At 64.0% G+C, this 16,749-nt stretch carries 16 protein-coding genes; 6 read left to right on the top strand and 10 right to left on the bottom strand.

What is annotated here, in order from left to right; all coding sequences use genetic code 11:
- Nucleotides 1-2 precede the first annotated feature (2 nt).
- The 4 genes from BSG09_RS08365 to BSG09_RS08350 all read left to right on the top strand — a co-directional run bounded on the left by BSG09_RS08365 (nucleotide 3) and on the right by BSG09_RS08350 (nucleotide 4,826).
- Nucleotides 3-560: a KH domain-containing protein gene (locus BSG09_RS08365; protein WP_092932048.1), complete on the top strand. Its 558-nt coding sequence runs from the start codon at nucleotides 3-5 to the stop codon at nucleotides 558-560.
- Between the two features lie 350 nt (nucleotides 561-910).
- On the top strand, nucleotides 911-2,572 hold the full coding sequence (gene thsA, locus BSG09_RS08360) for a thermosome subunit alpha (protein WP_092932046.1): 1,662 nt from the start codon (nucleotides 911-913) through the stop codon (nucleotides 2,570-2,572).
- Nucleotides 2,573-2,994: 422 nt separating this feature from the next.
- On the top strand, nucleotides 2,995-3,762 hold the full coding sequence (locus BSG09_RS08355) for a methyltransferase domain-containing protein (protein WP_092932044.1): 768 nt from the start codon (nucleotides 2,995-2,997) through the stop codon (nucleotides 3,760-3,762).
- A 71-nt stretch (nucleotides 3,763-3,833) separates the two neighbouring features.
- On the top strand, nucleotides 3,834-4,826 hold the full coding sequence (locus BSG09_RS08350) for an ornithine cyclodeaminase family protein (protein WP_092932042.1): 993 nt from the start codon (nucleotides 3,834-3,836) through the stop codon (nucleotides 4,824-4,826).
- Between the two features lie 11 nt (nucleotides 4,827-4,837).
- Here BSG09_RS08350 and BSG09_RS08345 read toward each other — a convergent pair whose 3' ends face one another.
- From BSG09_RS08345 to BSG09_RS08330, 4 genes are all read right to left on the bottom strand, one after another.
- Nucleotides 4,838-5,599, bottom strand: coding sequence for a YqjF family protein (locus tag BSG09_RS08345; protein ID WP_092932040.1), 762 nt, complete (start codon nucleotides 5,597-5,599; stop codon nucleotides 4,838-4,840).
- Between the two features lie 195 nt (nucleotides 5,600-5,794).
- Nucleotides 5,795-8,452 carry a leucine--tRNA ligase gene (gene leuS / locus BSG09_RS08340; RefSeq protein WP_092932038.1) on the bottom strand — a complete coding sequence of 886 codons (2,658 nt, stop codon included), beginning with the start codon at nucleotides 8,450-8,452 and terminating at the stop codon, nucleotides 5,795-5,797.
- A 185-nt stretch (nucleotides 8,453-8,637) separates the two neighbouring features.
- Nucleotides 8,638-9,057, bottom strand: a complete 420-nt coding sequence (locus BSG09_RS08335) for an Hsp20/alpha crystallin family protein (RefSeq protein ID WP_092932036.1) — start codon at nucleotides 9,055-9,057, stop codon at nucleotides 8,638-8,640.
- A gap of 62 nt (nucleotides 9,058-9,119) precedes the next feature.
- A complete protein-coding gene (locus tag BSG09_RS08330; RefSeq protein WP_092932034.1) occupies nucleotides 9,120-9,575 on the bottom strand; it encodes a peroxiredoxin in 456 nt (151 codons plus the stop codon).
- A 141-nt stretch (nucleotides 9,576-9,716) separates the two neighbouring features.
- Here BSG09_RS08330 and BSG09_RS20765 point away from each other — a divergent pair, with 141 nt between their 5' ends.
- On the top strand, nucleotides 9,717-9,875 hold the full coding sequence (locus BSG09_RS20765; RefSeq protein WP_175542172.1) for a hypothetical protein: 159 nt from the start codon (nucleotides 9,717-9,719) through the stop codon (nucleotides 9,873-9,875).
- A 33-nt stretch (nucleotides 9,876-9,908) separates the two neighbouring features.
- Here the strand turns inward: BSG09_RS20765 and pheA are convergent, their stop codons facing one another.
- Together pheA and BSG09_RS08320 are read right to left on the bottom strand one after the other, a co-directional pair.
- Entirely contained in the window at nucleotides 9,909-10,724 is an 816-nt protein-coding gene (gene pheA, locus BSG09_RS08325; protein WP_092932032.1) for a prephenate dehydratase, read from the bottom strand.
- Nucleotides 10,725-10,903: 179 nt separating this feature from the next.
- Nucleotides 10,904-11,212 (bottom strand): non-histone chromosomal MC1 family protein, encoded by a 309-nt coding sequence (locus tag BSG09_RS08320; RefSeq protein WP_092932030.1) that lies wholly within the window; start codon nucleotides 11,210-11,212, stop codon nucleotides 10,904-10,906.
- A 192-nt stretch (nucleotides 11,213-11,404) separates the two neighbouring features.
- Here BSG09_RS08320 and BSG09_RS08315 point away from each other — a divergent pair, with 192 nt between their 5' ends.
- The gene (locus BSG09_RS08315) at nucleotides 11,405-11,602 is read left to right on the top strand and encodes a hypothetical protein (RefSeq protein WP_004215684.1); all 198 of its coding nucleotides are present in this window, start codon (nucleotides 11,405-11,407) and stop codon (nucleotides 11,600-11,602) included.
- A 311-nt stretch (nucleotides 11,603-11,913) separates the two neighbouring features.
- Here the strand turns inward: BSG09_RS08315 and pheT are convergent, their stop codons facing one another.
- The 4 genes from pheT to BSG09_RS08300 form a co-directional block, all read right to left on the bottom strand.
- On the bottom strand, nucleotides 11,914-13,626 hold the full coding sequence (pheT, locus tag BSG09_RS08310) for a phenylalanine--tRNA ligase subunit beta (RefSeq protein ID WP_092932028.1): 1,713 nt from the start codon (nucleotides 13,624-13,626) through the stop codon (nucleotides 11,914-11,916).
- Nucleotides 13,626-15,152 carry a phenylalanine--tRNA ligase subunit alpha gene (gene pheS, locus BSG09_RS08305; RefSeq protein WP_092932026.1) on the bottom strand — a complete coding sequence of 509 codons (1,527 nt, stop codon included), beginning with the start codon at nucleotides 15,150-15,152 and terminating at the stop codon, nucleotides 13,626-13,628. The genes pheT and pheS overlap by 1 nt, the downstream gene beginning before the upstream one ends.
- Nucleotides 15,153-15,286: 134 nt before the next feature.
- Nucleotides 15,287-15,433 (bottom strand): hypothetical protein, encoded by a 147-nt coding sequence (locus BSG09_RS20760; RefSeq protein ID WP_175542171.1) that lies wholly within the window; start codon nucleotides 15,431-15,433, stop codon nucleotides 15,287-15,289.
- A gap of 93 nt (nucleotides 15,434-15,526) precedes the next feature.
- Nucleotides 15,527-16,735 (bottom strand): hypothetical protein, encoded by a 1,209-nt coding sequence (locus BSG09_RS08300; protein WP_092932024.1) that lies wholly within the window; start codon nucleotides 16,733-16,735, stop codon nucleotides 15,527-15,529.
- Nucleotides 16,736-16,749: the final 14 nt, after the last annotated feature.

Raw genomic sequence — 16,749 nt, 5'->3', positions numbered from 1 at the left:
GTATGCAGCACGTGAAGATTCCGCAGGACCGCATCGGTGTTCTTATTGGCGAAGGAGGCGAGACGATGCGCGAGATCGAGGCGGAAGCGGAAGTACGACTCGACATCGACTCGGAGAACGGCTCCGTCGCTGTCGAGACCGTCGGCGATCCCGTGCTCGGCCTCAAAGGCCCCGATATCGTTCGTGCGATCGGCCGCGGCTTTGCACCCGAGGACGCCCTACGGCTCCTCGAGGACGACATGATGTTATTCGACGTCGTCGATATCGACGCCGCCGCGCGCAACAAAAACGACATGAAACGCAAGAAGGGCCGGCTCATCGGCGAGGGTGGCCGAACCCGCGAACTGATGGAAGAACTGACTGGTGCCGACGTCGTCATCTACGGCTCGACGCTCGGGATCATCGGTGCCCCACAGGAGGTCGACGCCGTCCGCAGCGCCGCCGAGATGCTGCTCGACGGCGCGCCCCACGGCGCAGTCTACTCCTTCCTCGAGGAGAAACACAACGAGATGAAACATCAGGGACTTGAATACCACCGATTCCCTGGTGGCCAGTCCTGAGTTTCCCTTCCCACCCGTTTCCGGTGGCTACTCGGGCTGGTGACACGTGACCGGCTAGTCGTCTTCCACCGCTTCTGACTGAGACTCGAGTCGCCAGCGACGCGTCATACGGTCTGCTATCACTGGGTACCGGCGAACCCGCAGGACAGGTCGCGGGTGCGCCGGAACTGACTGGTCGGAGTCCGTATCAGTCGACCGGTCGTTCTCGAGAATTAGCGGTATAAATACCCGACAACCAGCAATTCGAAAACGACAGACGAAAGGGTGATCACGGGGTTACATTTGGTAGGTAGCAAAAGATTTATATAGAATAGCAATCAATCGTTCGGGTGACTATGGCTCAACAGCAGATGGGCAACCAGCCCCTCATCGTACTTTCGGAGGACAGCCAGCGCACCTCTGGCGAGGACGCACAGTCCATGAACGTCCAGGCCGGGAAAGCCGTCGCCGAATCGGTTCGGACGACGCTCGGCCCGAAGGGGATGGACAAGATGCTCGTCGACTCCTCGGGCAACGTCATCGTCACGAACGACGGTGTCACCCTGCTCTCGGAGATGGAGATCGACCATCCCGCGGCCGACATGATCGTCGAAGTCGCCGAGACCCAGGAAGAGGAAGTCGGCGACGGCACGACAAGCGCCGTCGTCATCTCCGGCGAACTCCTCAGTCAGGCCGAGGACCTGCTCGATCAGGACATCCACGCGACCACCCTCGCACAGGGGTATCGAGAGGCCGCCGAGGAAGCGATCGACTCCTTAGAGGAGATCGCCATCGATGTCGACGAAGACGACACCGAGGTCTTAGAGCAGATCGCCGCGACGGCGATGACCGGCAAAGGTGCCGAAAGCGCCAAAGACCTCCTCTCCGAGCTCGTCGTCGATGCCGTCCGCGCGGTCGCTGACGACGACGGCGTCGACACGGACAACATCAAAGTCGAGAAGGTCGTCGGCGGTTCGATCGAGAACTCCGAACTCGTCGAGGGCGTCATCGTCGACAAGGAGCGCGTCTCCGAGAACATGCCCTACTTCGCCGAGGACGCCAACGTCGCGATCGTCGACGGCGACTTAGAGATCAAAGAGACCGAGATCGACGCCGAAGTCAACGTCACCGACCCCGACCAGCTCGAGCAGTTCCTCGAACAGGAAGAGGCCCAGCTGCGCGAGATGGCCGAGCAGGTCGCTGACGCCGGTGCTGACGTCGTCTTCGTCGACGGCGGCATCGACGACATGGCCCAGCACTACCTCGCCCAGGAGGGCATCATCGCTGTCCGCCGTGTCAAGTCCAGCGACCAGAGCCAGCTCGCCCGCGCAACCGGCGCGACGCCCGTCTCGAGCGTCGACGACCTGACCGAGGACGATCTCGGATTTGCCGGCAGCGTCGCCCAGAAGGAGATCGCTGGCGACCAGCGCATCTTCGTCGAGGACGTCGACGACGCCCAGGCCGTCACCCTCATCCTCCGCGGTGGCACCGAGCACGTCATCGACGAGATCGACCGCGCCATCGAGGACTCCCTCGGCGTGGTGCGAACGACCATCGAGGACGGCAAAGTCCTCGCCGGCGGCGGCGCACCCGAGATCGACCTCTCGCTTGCCCTGCGTGACTACGCCGACTCCGTTGGCGGCCGCGAGCAGCTCGCCGTCGAGGCCTTCGCAGATGCGCTCGAGGTCATCCCACGCACGCTGGCCGAGAACGCCGGACTCGATCCCATCGACTCGCTGGTCGAACTCCGCAGCGCCCACGACGGTGGCGACACCGGTGCCGGCCTCGACGCCTACACCGGCGACACCATCGACATGGATGCCGAGGGCGTCTACGAGCCGCTGCGCGTGAAGACCCAGGCCATCGAATCCGCCACCGAAGCGGCCGTCATGCTGCTGCGCATCGACGACGTCATCGCCGCTGGCGACCTCGCCGTCTCCCACGACGACGACGAGGGCGACGAGATGCCGCCGGGCGGCGGTGGCATGGGCGGCATGGGCGGTATGGGCGGTGGCATGGGCGGCATGATGTAAAACTAAATTTTGCTCTACGGTCCGCCTTCGGCGGCCCTCGGCAAAATTTAGTATAAAAGCCTCCTCGCTCCCGTTGGTCGCTCGTCGGCCCGAGCGCGGAGCGCTCACGGGCTTCGCCCGTTCGCTTCCGCGGTTCTCGCCCTTTGGGCTCCGAACCGCGCTTCGCTCGGTGAACGGCGTCGCTCGGGTTCTTCGAACCGCTCGCTCGCCGATAGTAGACTTGAGCCCCGTCGCTCGCAACGGGAGCTAGTACCGCTTGCATCACTGCACCTCCCACTTCGAGTCGGCCCATCTTTCGTTGCCGGTTCGTCGTCATTCTTGTATTCAATTCTCCCGTCCACTTCCTCAGAACCTCGAGCAGCCAATCGTTCGTCAACACATCACGCGAAACAACCATGTAGTTTTCACTATAAGTAGTGGCAGTGACGAACAACACCGGCAGAAAACGCGACGTCGCGGCGTCTTTCAGCGACGCAACGGACGGCTATCTGGACGGGAACATCCTCAAGCACGGCGCGGACCTCGAGCAACTCATCGACTGGTGTCGCGACGCGACGTGTGCGCTGGACGTGGCGACTGGTGCGGGTCACGTAGCCGGGTCGCTCGCAGATGCTGGCGTCTCGAGAGTCGTCGCGTCGGATCTCTCCCCCGCAATGGTCCAGACGGCGACCACGGAGTACCGGGGGCTCGAGGGTGTGGCAGTCGATGCCGAACGGCTCCCGTTTCCCGCGGATCGCTTCGACGCGGTCACCTGTCGGTTCGCAGCCCACCACTTTCCCGATCCCGAGGCGTTCCTTGCCGAAGTCGAGCGCGTCCTCGAACCGGGTGGTGTGTTCGCGTTCGAGGATCTCTGCGTTCCGGACGATCCCGAGCTGGCGGCCGACATCAACCGAATCGAGCGACTCCGCGATTCGGGACACGTCGAGACCTACTCTCGAGCGCAGTGGCTCGACTGGCTCGCAGCGACAGACCTGACGGTCGAAACAGTCCACGAGACGAGCCGAGAACTCGAGGTCGACGCCTGGCTCGACCGCATGGCTGTCCCCGAGGGAGACCGCCAGCGGATTCGGTCGTTGTTGTCGGACGCGCCGGCCGATCTCGCGGAGGCATTCGAGTTTCAGTACGAGGGCGACGGCGACCGGCTCGCGTCGTATCGAACCGGCGTCGTGTTGCTCCACGCGACGGGCTGACAACACGCAGTGGTGCGTGCTGTCGGTAGCTACTGACGAAATATAAGTAGTCACCACCAATAGTCACCAGTATGAACACGCTGGTTCTGGACAGTGACGATGTCGACGAGTACGCACGCCTCGCCGACGTCATCGACGCCGTCGAGGGTGCCTTCGGGGCCTTCGAGCGCGGCGACACGCAGATGCCCGTCAAGTCCTACATCGACCTCCCACAGTACAACGGCGACTTCCGGTCGATGCCCGCCTATCTCGATACCGGCGAGTGGGACGCCGCGGGACTCAAGTGGGTCAACGTCCACCCCGACAATCCCGAGGACCACGACCTGCCGACGGTCCTGGGAACGATGATCTACTCCGACCCCGAGACCGCCTTCCCGCTTGCGATCATGGACGGGACGACACTCACCATGAAACGCACCGGTGCGGCGGCGGCCGTCGCGACCGACTATCTCGCCGTCGAGAACGCCTCGAGTCTCGGGCTCGTCGGGGCCGGCGTCCAGTCCTATATGCAACTCGAGGCGATCAGCGAGGTTCGCCCGATCGAGGAGGTCGTCGTCTCGGACCCCGACGAAGAGCGCGTCGAACAGTTCGTCGAGACCTACGAGGATCAGTTCGATGTCCGCGGTGGCTCGATTGCGGACGCCGGGAGCTGTGACGTGCTCTCGACGGTGACGCCGGTCGAGGATCCGATCGTGGATCTCGAGGACGTCGGCGAACACACCCACATCAACGCCATCGGTGCCGACGCCGAGGGGAAACACGAACTGGCCGACGCGGTGCTCGAGGCGGCTCGGATCGTCATCGACGACCACGAGCAGTGTACGCATTCGGGTGAGATCAACGTCCCCTACGGCGAGGGGGTGCTGACGGACGCAGATATCTACGGCGAGATCGGCGAACTCGTCGTCGGGGCGAAAGACGGACGGAGCGACGAGACTGGCATCACGGTCTTCGACTCGACCGGACTCGCGATCCAGGACGTAGCGGCCGCACACGTGGTCTACAAGCAGGCGTCGGCCGACGGGGCGGGCTACGGGCTCGATCTGGTCGGTGTCGACGGGTAAGAAGCGGGCCGTCAGCGACCGCGTAGCAGCCACGGAATTGACCCAGTCATCGATACATCATCAACGTAGTGGACGACCGGCTCGCCAGTCGGTGACGGCAGGCCATCGGCCTCGAGCATCGTGTTTTCGTAGATCGTCACCGTGGCAGGCTGGAGCGGCCACGGATCGTGTGCGATGTCGCCGGTCACGATGCCGCGTGCGGTCGGCGCGTAGAACCGTCGGCGAGCAGTGAGCCAGTACTCGAGCGTGTCCGGCGGAGCAGGGGAGACCGCTCCGGTCGGGCGGTAGGTCGCGGCGAAGCGGGCGGGTGTCTCACTCGCTGTCTTCCGTCGCCGGCTCCGAAAGGCCACGCGGTTTTGGTCGGTCGCACCGACCCGCATGGTTGCACTGGAGACTGGCAACCCGATCGTTCGGCCGACAGTCGTCGCGATCAGCGATCGCCCGATGTCGATGCTGAAGAAAAACAGGCCGGGAGTGCCCCGATATCGGACGTAGGTCCGGACGGTGAGGTCACCAAAAGCGAGCCGTGCGATCGACGGCGTTCCGCGGAGGCCGACGTTCGTGAGGACGAACGGGAGCACGCTCACCCAGGCGCGGCCATCCCACGTCTCGAGTGCCAACTGGCTGGGAACGTGCGGGCGAAGTTCGTCCGGGTCGACCGGCCAGTGGGCGAACAACCCATTGCGAAGGGTCATCGTGATACCGTGTGGTGCGTTCAGTGACGACCTGCCTGGGAACGGCCATCGAAATGGCGCTGTGCGTTGTTCGGTCATCCTCAGAACCAACCGGTGCTGTCACGCCTCTACAGCAGGCCAGCGTATAAAATAGATAGTCTGTTGTCAGGTCTGATGGTGGTTCAGGTATCGCCGCCGTCGGTGTGGCCGGTCAAACAGACTGCTGTACGTCAATGGCAGCGCGACCGCGAGCTGTCCACGGTCGTGCCAGTCACTCGGGACAGCAGCCCCGTCTCAGTCCTCGATTTCGATCGCCGGCCGGCCAGGCTCGGCGTTTTTGAGGACGCTGTCAGCTGCCTCGTCAGCACGGACGACGTCGACCGGGGCCTCGAACTCGCGTTCGATCAGCCACGCGGCCGCCTCGAGTGCCTCATACTCTGCGTCGGGCTCGAGGGTCATCGTCAGCGCCTCGCGTTCGGCCTGGAGGTCTTGGCCGTAGTCGGCAGCGGCGTCGCCCTGCTCGCGGATGTGTGACTGCTGCATGAGTTCTCCGATCAGGTTGTCAGCGTCACTCTCGATGGCGATCTCTAAGGCGTCGTACTTCCAGTCAGGGGCGATGACGACGTCGATAGCTTGGGGATCTTCGATACCCGCGACCTCCACGATGTCGCGGATGTCCTCGCGGGTGTTTTCGACCAGCTGACGGCGCTTGGCGACGCGATCGCGGTCGATCTTCGCGGACGGCCAGTCGGCCTCGGCGACGAAGCCGTCACCGCCGAGTTCGTCGTAGAGCGCTTCAGCGAGGTGGGGCGCAACCGGCGCGAGCAGTCGGACGACGGCCGATAGCCCGCGCTCGTAGGTTTCGGCGTGGGGCTCGGTGTAGTCGGCGTACTGGCGCAGCGTCCGCACCAGATCCTGGGTTTCGCGCAGCGCCTTGTTGAACGTCAGGTCGTCGTACTCGCCGCTGGCGATGGCGATCGTCGCGTCGATCTCGGCATCGACGTAGCTGGCGATCGCATCGTCGTCGCCGTCGGGCTGATCCGCGACGTAGTCCTCGACCATCCCCTGTAGCCGGGTGAGGAAGGCATAGGTCGACCGGACGCCTTCTTCGCTCCAGTCGAAGTCACGCTCGGGTTGGGCGGCCTGCATCATGAACAGCCGCGCCGTGTCAGCGCCGTAGTCCTCGACGATCCGCTGGGGCGAGACGACGTTACCCTTCGACTTGGACATCTTCTCGCCCTCGAGCTGGACCATTCCCTGTGCCAACAAATTCGTGAAGGGCTCGCGGTGCTCTAAGCCTTCGTGGTCTGCGAGCACCTTCGTGAAGAAGCGCGAATAGAGCAGGTGCATCACGGCGTGTTCGATGCCGCCGACGTACTGGTCGACGGGCATCCAGTCGTTCGCGCGCTCTAAGTCGAACGGCGCATCCTCGAGGTCCGGCGAGACGTATCGCAGGAAGTACCACGAGGAGTCGACGAAGGTGTCCATCGTGTCCGTCTCGCGGGTCGCGTCGCCACCACAGTCCGGACACGTGGTCTCCTTCCACTCGTCTGCAGCATCGAGTGGGTTGCCAGTGGTATTAATGAACTCCGGCAGTTCGACCGGGAGGTCCTCCTCGGGGACCATGACCGGGCCACAGTCGTCACAGTGGATGACCGGAATCGGCGTGCCCCAGTAACGCTGACGGGAGATGCCCCAGTCGCGCAGCTGGTACTGGGTGGCCTTCTCGGCGCTGTCGATGTCTTCGGTCAGGCGCTCGCGGGCCGTCTCGCTGTCGAGGCCGCTGTACTCGCCGGAGTTGATCAGGACACCGTCATCGGTGAACGCGTCCTCGCTGACATCTGGTGCGTCGGGAACCGTCTCGCCGTCCCAGTCGTCGGGCTCGGGAGCGATCACCGGCTTGATCTCGATCCCCATCTTCTCGGCGAAGGCGTGGTCGCGCTCGTCGTGGCCTGGAACAGCCATCAGCGCGCCCGTCCCGACGTCCGAGAGGACGAAGTCGGCGACGTAGACGGGAATCTCGTCACCGGTGACGGGATTCGTCGCCGTCAGGCCCGTCTCGACGCCGTTTGGCTCGTCGCCCTCGGGGTCGGCTTCGTGCTCGATGAAGTGTCGAACGTCGTCGTCTGCCTCGGCCAGGTCCTCGCTGATCGGATGGTCGGGCGCGAGCGCGAAGAAGGTCGCGCCGTGGATCGTGTCGACACGGGTCGTGAAGGCCTCGACCGGACCGTGGCCCTCGGCCTCGAAGTCCAGTTCCGTCCCGTACTGGCGACCGATCCAGTTGCGCTGCATCTGGCGCACCGAGTTTGGCCAGCCTTCGAGGTCGTCGATGGCTTCCAACAACTCGTCGGCGTACTCGGTGATCTTCAGGAACCACTGCTCGAGTTCGCGTTGTTCGACGGGGGTGTCACAGCGCCAGCAGAGTTCGGCCTCGCCCTCGACCTGTTCGTCGGCCAGGACGGTCTCGCACTCGGGACACCAGTTGACCTCGGCGTCGCGGCGTTCGACCAGCCCTTCCTCGTGGAAGCGAGCGAAGAGCCACTGGTTCCACTGGTAGTAGTCTGGCGTACAGGTGGTGATTTCGCGCTCCCAGTCGTAGCCAAAGCCCATCGACTCCATCTGGTTGGTCATCGTCTCGATGCAGTCGAACGTCCAGTCACGCGGGTTCGTGTCGCGTTCCTTGGCCGCGTTCTCCGCGGGGAGGCCGAAGGCGTCCCAGCCCATCGGATGAAGCACGTCGTCGCCTTGCATCCGGCGGTAGCGAGCGTACGCGTCCGTGATCGTGTAATTTCGGACGTGTCCCATGTGGAGTTTGCCGGACGGATACGGGTACATCCCCAGGACGTACGTCGGATCGTCGACGTCGTCGGGCGTCCGGTAGACGTCTGCGTCGTCCCACGCCTCCTGCCAGCGCCGTTCGACCGTCGCGTGGTCGTATCCCTCGTCACTCATTTGCTTATATATGGGAAAGAGGCCTCCCTATACCTTTCCATACATTGCCCGACAGTCAGCCAAACACCGATATTGTCGGTCGGTCCAGATGCGATCGAACGACCGCGTTACTGCTGCTGTCGGCTAACAGCCAGGTCTGTTCGCAGAACATTCGACACAAGACACGGCTTGTCGTCGTAGCGCAGTCACTCGATGTCGATCTGCTTGGTATCCTCGTCGCTCGACTCCTTCGGGAGTCGAACCGTCAAAACACCGTTCTCGAAGCCGGCAGCCACCCCGTCCTCGTCGACCGGTTCGGGGAGACGAATCCGCCGACTCGCCGATTTCGTGGTCCGTTCGCGCCGCAGATATCGGTCGTCATCGAACGCAGCGTGATCGCGCCGGGTGGCCTCGAGACGCAGCGTGCCATCTGTGAGCGTCAGGTCGATATCATCGGACTCGTAGCCGGGAAGGTCGGCCGTAACGACGTATTCGCCGTCCGTGTCGGCGACGTCGACTGCGACTGCACCCGGTACCTGGAGGCCGCCAGCGGCCATTCCCTCTTCGACCTGTTGGCTCAGGCGGTCGAGCAGCTCTTCGATCTCGGTGAACGGATTGCGTCGCATACTTGCGTGTAGGAGACCGACCGAGATAAATTCTGCCCGCGATATGGCGACAAAACTCGGTGTCACTCCGGGAGGGTGACGAGGCCGTCCTCGAGTGCAGCAAGCAAGACCTCGCGCGCGTGGCCGTCGGGGTCGACGGCTTCGTAGACCGCTTTCACCTCGCCATCGGCCAGCAGGAACGTCGTCCGCGCGGTTTTGTTGTTCTGAACCTCGACGTCGAATGCCTCGGCGATTTCGGCGTCAGGGTCTGCGAGGAGATCGAACTCGAGCCCTTCCGACGCACAAAAGGACTGGTGAGAGTCGACGCCGTCGGTCGAGACGCCGTAGACGGCGACACCTGCGTCCTGGTAGGTTTCGCGCTCGCGCTGGAACTGGTTGGCTTCGATAGTACAGCCGGGTGTATCGTCTCTGGGATAGAAGTAGACGACCGTCGGCTCCGCGAACGCGAGGGTGACGTCCTCACCGTCTTGATTCGGTGCAGTCACGGTCGGCGCGTCGTCACCTGAAGCGAGTGGCATACCAGTGGTAGCGCGGGACCTGAAAAACAGTTTGTGGTCGGCTAACGCAGCAATGTCCGAGACGATACCGGCCCCGTTCGGTAACGGTCAATGCTGCCCACGTCGGTCGAATTATCCACGGCTGCTCGCCTAGAATTGCCAATGATCGATACCGTCCTACACACCGGTTCTGAGCATCCCGACCTCCTGTGGATCCTCGTGCCAGCCTTCCTGTCGTTCGTGGCGGGACTGGGCGTGATAACCTATGCCGACCGCGTCCGAGACTGGATCACCCCGACGGAAAGCACGACCAGCGAATAACCTTTTTTCGGTCTCTCGAGCCGTCTGCGAGCGTTACTCGACGACGTGTTCGGTGTCGTACGAGCCGAGTCGCCGGACCCAGCCGTTTTCGGCGAGGTCCTCGAGGTCTGCGATCGCCTCCTGTGTGCGCGACTCGTAGAGGCCGGCCTCGAAGTCGATGTGGAAGACGTAATCGCCCAACCGCTGGCCGCTCGGCCGTGACTCGACGCGGGTCAGGTTGATATCCCGATCCGCGAAGGGTTCGAGCAACTCGAGCAACAGCCCGGGATAGTTCGCGTTCGGATAGACGACCAGCGAGGTCTTGCCGCCGCCGGTCGAGCGCTCGTCGGCGGGCGCGAGCGCGAAAAACCGCGTCGCATTGGAGTCCTGATCCTGAATGTCCTCGGCCAACACCTCGAGACCGTCGCCGTCGGCGTTCGCCGGATGACCGATGCCCGCGACCGACGGATCCTCGCGGGCGAACTCGACGCCCTGTGCCGTGCTCGCGACGGCCTCGAGGGTCGCGTCGGGGTACTCGCGCTCGAGATAGGACCGACACTGCGCCAGCGCCTGGGAGTGGCTGGCGATGGTGTCGAACTCCGGCCCCTGTGCGAGCAGGGCGTGACGGATCGGGGTGACGATCTCACGGACGACGGCGACGTCGTAGTCGGCGATCGCGTCGAGACTCTCCGTCACGGAGCCCTCGATACTGTTCTCGATGGGGATGACGCCCCGGTCGTACTCGCCGGCGGCGACGGCGTCGACGATCGCCGTCACCGACTGGCGGAAGTCGATCTCGCCGTTGTCGGCGATCGCACTCGTCGCCCGGTGTGAATAGGTTCCTTCGGGACCCAGCGTAACTGCAGCCATTACGGGCCGATAGTGCAGTATGGGTCAAAAGACCGTCGGGTCTTCCAGTTCGATCGACAATACCTACAATCGACACGGGCAACCGCGGGTTGGCTGTCAGGGCTGGTACGCGCCACACGCGCTGGACGACGGCATCGCTATCGGCCGGGCACACGAGAGAAAACAACAAAGCAGACGGACTACTCGTCTAAGTGATCAATTCCTTTCTTCGAGACGTTTGCTTCCGTGATCTCGTCCGGCATCCAGTCAGGCTTGTCGCTTGGAGCCGTCTCCTCCCAGGCCCAACCCTCATAGATGTGTACCTTGTCCGTTCCCTTCTCTCGCAGTTTGAGTTCGACGCGCTCGGCCCCCTCTTCGCTCGGGCCGGGCTCGAGCCGTCGGGCCGCCTTGAGCGCGGCCTGACGGGGTGTATTGCCAGAAAAGACACTCGATTCGTCACCGCCCGATTCACGCAGGGCAAAGTTTCGTTTACCGTCTTCGCGTACCATGATTTTCGCCTCCGTGTCAAACGAGCACACGACCCGACATAAAGATATCCCCGGAAACCAGCCGACTGCGTCGGTATCTTTAAGTACAGCGCTAGCGCCACTCGTCTGCAGGATCCGCAATCGGCGTCATTTGCCTGGGCGTCGAAAACACTTAAGTATATCCTACGGCGAAGTTCGGAATAGAATCCCGCGATGGTACGGAAAAAGAAGCTGAGTCCAAGCGGTGCGAAAGACGAAGACGGTAACTACCACAACGTCCACCTCAATCTCCACGAGGATGAACTCGCAGTCGCGGGCATGGATATCGGCGACGAGGTCTTCGTCCGGGTCCGGGACGGTAAAATCATCATTCAGAAAGCAGACGAGGACGACGTCGAACACGAATTCTAACAACCGACCTTTTGCTCTGCGGGCGCGCCTTCGGCGCACCCTCGGCAAAACGTCGATGAAAAGCACTCCTCCTTCCTCTCCGCTCACTTGACTCGCGGCCCGTAGCGCCGCGCTCTCGTTCGCTCCGAGTCAGTCGTCGGCCCGCTCGCTCGTTTCACTCGCTCGCGGTACAACCGCTTGACCGCTAACCGCAGACGCAACGTCACGCTCGAGAAATCTGCTGTCTTCTCATCCGGACTCCTGTCAGTCAGGTCCGGCCCGCCCACGACCCGCACTGCGGTCCCACTGGGAACTCGTGACAGCAGACCGTATCAGCGCAGCGCCTCGAGATCGAACTCGAACGCAGAGACCGGCACCTCGAGATCATGTTCGACGAGCACCTTCGGGTGCACTTCGCCGATCACGCCGACCTCTTCGCCGTCGATGACGACCGCCGCGGTGCGGCCCGAGATGAAGGTTGGGTGGTCGGTCGGCGGCGTCTCGAGCTCGACATCGAAGTTACGCGCGAGCGCCTGGAGGCGGGCCTTGGCGTCCTCGTAGCCGGCGTCGTGGCTGGCAAGGACGGCCCCGACGCGGCGACCCTCCGTGACGCCGGTGTTTTCGTCCTCGTCGATCTCGGCTGCAAAACCGATCTCGGCGAGGTCCTGCGGGTACGCACGGTGGGTGTTGCGCTCTAAGACCATCAACAGCGACGGCATGACCCAGGTCCGCAGCATGGTGAAGTCCTCGCTGTAGGGCTCTTTGATCGTCGCGGGCTCACCGGCCCCGTAGACGTCTTCACCGGGCGAAACGTCGAGCCGGTCGTAGTTCTCCGCCTCGCTGATCATGTGGAAGTTCAGGAGGTCCTCGAAGCCCAGGCCGACAAGGCCCTCGCGGACCGCGCGCTCGAGGCGAGAACGTTCGTGACGGCCGCCGACGGTTCCCACGTCAGGGTACCGTGGCTCGAGCTCGTTGAAACCGTAGGCGCGTCCGAGGTCGTCGATGATGTCCAGCGGATGAAGGACGTCGACGCGGTAGGGCGGGATCGTCACCTCGTAGACGAGGTCGCCGTCCTCGTTTTCTTCCTTCTCGGCCTCGAGACCCGAGCGTTCGGCGAGATCGATCACCTCGTCGGGGTCGAGTCCGATGCCGAGGATCGTCTCGATGCGGTCGTGGGCAACCGTCTTCGTCTTGGTCGAGAAGTCGGGGCGAACGAGCTCGTGGTCGGAGTATTCGATGGTGACTTCCTCGAGCGTGGCTCCGCGTGCCGCAAGCGCATAGCAGACGATGTTGAGCATCTTATCGATCGTCCACTGGTCGGTGCCGGTCATCTCGACGAACAGGTCCCGCGAGTCCGTCGAGACCTCGGTCCGGCGACCGTTGATCACCGGCGGGAACGAGAACAGCCCGATGTCGTCGTAGATCGCCGGATAGCGTTCGTACTCGCTGACCAGATCGGCGTAGGTCTGACCGGTTTGGTGCTGTTCGAGTACCTCCGCCGGCGTCATCTCCGCGTCGGAATCGAGGGGCACGAACCGGTCGCCGTCGGGTTCGACGCCGACGTATTCGATCGTCGGGTTGCCTTCGGTTGCGGCCGTCCCTTTCAGCATCGTCAGGTCGTGAATCCCGATCGCGCCCTTCGCGCGCTTGCGGCCCATCGTTGCGTGGAGTTTCTCCTGCAGCTGGATGAGCGAGTCGAGACTTTCCTCGTCGAGATCCACGTCGCGAATCACCGCGCCCGTGACGTAGGGGCGCTCGTCGGGCACCGACTCGTCCACTTCAATGGTCCAGTCCGCCGAGTTCGGCGAAGGGACGTGGATCCCCCGCGCGTCGCCGTACTGGTAGCGCATCGAGCGGGCGACACCCTCGACGGAGAGTCGGTCGAGTCGGTCGGGCGCGAACTCGAGTTCGAACGCGCCCTCTTCGGTGCGGCCCTCGAACTCGAGGCCGAGGCCGAACAGGTCGTCTTTCAGCTCCTCGTCATCTTTCTCCTCGTGGCCGGTCAGGTCGCGCAGTTCGTCGGGGTCGATATCGACCGTGGGCATCAGTAGGTCACCTCCGTCTCGCGCAGCAGTTCCAGGTCACACAGCGTTCCGTGGATGTCCCGGATGTCTTCGAAGCCGTACATCAGCATGAGCAGTCGCTCGAGGGCCAGTCCCCACGCCATCACGTCACACTCGACGCCCAGCGGCTCGAGCATCTCCTCGCGGAAGATACCCGAGTTGCCGATCTCGACGAGTTCGCCGGTCGTCGGGTGGGTGCCGAACAGCTCGAAGCTGGGCTCCGTGTAGGGGTTGTAGTGGGGCTTGAACTGGATGTCCGTGATGCCGAACTGGGAGTAGAACTCCTCGAAGGTGCCCATCAGATCGCGCACGGAGAGGTCTTCGGCCATCACCCAGCCCTCGATCTGGAAGAACTCGAGGAGGTGGGTCGGATCGAGCGTGTCGTTGCGATACACTTTCTCGACGCTGAAGTAGCGCTGTGGCGGCTCGAGATCGCCGATCTCCTCGCCGGAGAGATACCGGGTCGACAGCGAGGTGGTGTGGCCACGCAGGGCCAGCGCCCGCGCGAAGTCCTCGTCCCACGGCGAGTGATAGCCATCGCCGTCCGGGCCGACGCCTTCCTTGTGGGCGCGCTCGACGCGGTCGACGAGATCATCGGGAAGTTCGTCGATGTGGGTTGGCTGCTCCAGAGCGAACCGGTCCCAGTGGGTCCGCGCCGGGTGGTCTTGGGGCATGAACAGGCAGTCGTTGATCCAGAAGTCCGCGTCGACGTGGGGGCCTTCCATCTCCTGGAAGCCCATCCCCACGAGGACATCCTTGACGCGTTCGGCAGTCTGACGCAGAATGTGGACCTTGCCGCCCTCGAACCGTTCGGCGTCTGCTTCGACGTTGTACTCGGCGAACTCGACGTCCTCCCACTCGCCGCTGGTGAGCAGTTCGGGAGTGACCTGGCCGACCGTCTCGGCGGTCTCGATCCCCGCCATCAGCTCCGTGACGGCGAGTTCGGTCAGCGTTACCTCACGAACCGTCGACTCGTGGCGCTCGAGTAAGCCGCGCCGCTCGAGTTGATCCAGCGTGTCCGCATCGATATCGACGCTGTCGACTGGCGCATCGTCGACGTCGGCGAGTTCCGCGAGCGCGTTCGCCTCTGTGTCGGCCGCCGGATCAGCGTCGGCGTCGGCCGTGATCTCGCCACTGTCGATGACGCCGTAGCCCTTGCGCGCGTAGTTCGAGAGCGCGATGTCGACCGCACCGCCCTCGAGCCCGGATGCACCGATGACCTGCCCCATCGAGACTGGCTCGTCGTCGGCACCCGCCTCGAGCGCGGCCTCGTAGAGGGCAATCTCGGGGAGTGTCTCGTCGGCGTACTCGCGTCCCTCGTCGGTGAGCGCGATCGTTTCGTCGACACGTTCGCTGACGGCGACCAGTCCCTCGTCCTCGAGTTCGAAGACGGCCCCGGTGACGGTTTCGGGGGGGAGCTCGGTCGCCGCGGCGAGGGCGTCGACGGACGTTGCCTCGTCCGCACTTGCGATCTCTAAGACCGCGACCTGTTGTGCTGGAAGTTGCATTCGCTTGTTTGGATGGCTGCGTGTCGGTCAGTTAGCGGTTCCGATACTGCCCGGGGCGGTCCCGGCAGCGGTGTTGAACGGTCGGTTTCGCCGCGTGCGTCCGGTGTGGACGTACGCAGATCCACCGGCCCGGCTCACCGGGCAAAGAAGAAGTCGAATCCCGTCTGTAGTCGCGGTGGCTGCCCGCCGACACCGGAACACGCACGCCGTTTGCGTTCCGAGCCCTGTCTCCTCGACAGGACACCGGCACGCGCACGTCGGCCGCGGGATTCGAGTGCCATATTCAGGATGATTCGCGAGCGGGCCAAAAACGTTGTGATGCGCGTCAGCACACCACTCGAGTCCGACTGCCGGCCGCGGCCACTCACAGATCGTCACCCGTTCGGCACGCGCGTCGTCTCGAGCGAGCCCGAATCGACCCATTCGAACCCTTCCTCCTCGGCAGTCGCCGTCGCTTCAGGGATCGCCGCGGGGTCGAACTCCTCGGTGAACTCGATGCGGACCTCCTCGGACTCGGTTGCTGGCAGTTCGGGCAGGAAGTCGTCGTCCTCGAGCAATCCCCGCACCGAGACGGTCCCGCCGGCGTCGAGTGCGGCCCCGAGCGCACGATACCGGTCGTCGTCGGACCCGCAGTCGACGTCCGTCCCGAACGCGTCGTTGGTGACGCGTGCGGTCTGGCTGGTGCCCGAGAGCGTGCCGAAGTCGTCGGCGTCCGTCGATGTGGTGCCTTCCGTGGATTTGACGCCATCGGTATCGTCGTTTCGCGAGCGTGCGGGCGTCCCTCGCAGTTCGAAGCCGTCGATCTCGTTCGCGCCGCCGGACACCGACGCCGCGTCCGTATCCGTCGACGGCTCCGCTTCGTCGATGAGCGAGTCGACGCTGTCGCTCTCGGTTTGAGTGCCCGTCCGACGAGTGTCACGCTCGAGCGCCCACGGCGGCCACGGCTCGCCGGTTGCCGCTCCGATCGCGTCGTTAGCCGGTGCATCGGGTACGTACGCTGCGGGCCCATATTCGGGACACAACGGCTGCTCGACGGCGTCGATTCGCGGGCCGTAGCGATCGCGGAGCTGCTCGAGTTCGGCTTTGTCGATGAGGGCAGCCCGCCAGCGGTCAACACCACTCGAGAGAAGGACGAACCGTGCGTCGGTTCCGTCGAGGACGGCGTCGTTGATCGCCCACAGGACGGCCGGGAGGTTGTCGGTTCCAAGCGGCGTGTCGGGGTACGTGACGGTCGTCTCACGCCGTCGATCGTGGTGATCGGCCGCAGTGAGGGCCAGCCCGTCACGCGTGTGCGAGACGGACAACGACCAGCCGATGGCCTCGAAGACAGCGACGAGTTCCGACTCGAGGTCGGCTGTTGCATACCGGGCCGAGCAGGCGAGCCCGCGGTCGCTTCGGGTGATCGTCCGGCGCAACACCGTCGTTCGGTCGACACCTGCCGCGAGCGTGTCGGCAAGCGCCGCTTCGAGAGAGCGATCGCTGGCCGGTGCGTGCTCGAGGTCCGCCAGTGTGACGCCGAACGCACCGAGAACGTCAGCGGAGACCCAGAGGTCGTCGTCCGACGGGCGGAGGGACCGACCCATCAGTACTGTTTCGT

The sequence above is a fragment of the Natrinema hispanicum genome, assembly GCF_900111485.1.
GTDB lineage: Archaea > Halobacteriota > Halobacteria > Halobacteriales > Natrialbaceae > Natrinema > Natrinema hispanicum_A.
Note: the sequence above shows the minus strand (reverse complement) of the source record. Positions and strands in the feature narration are given on the sequence as shown.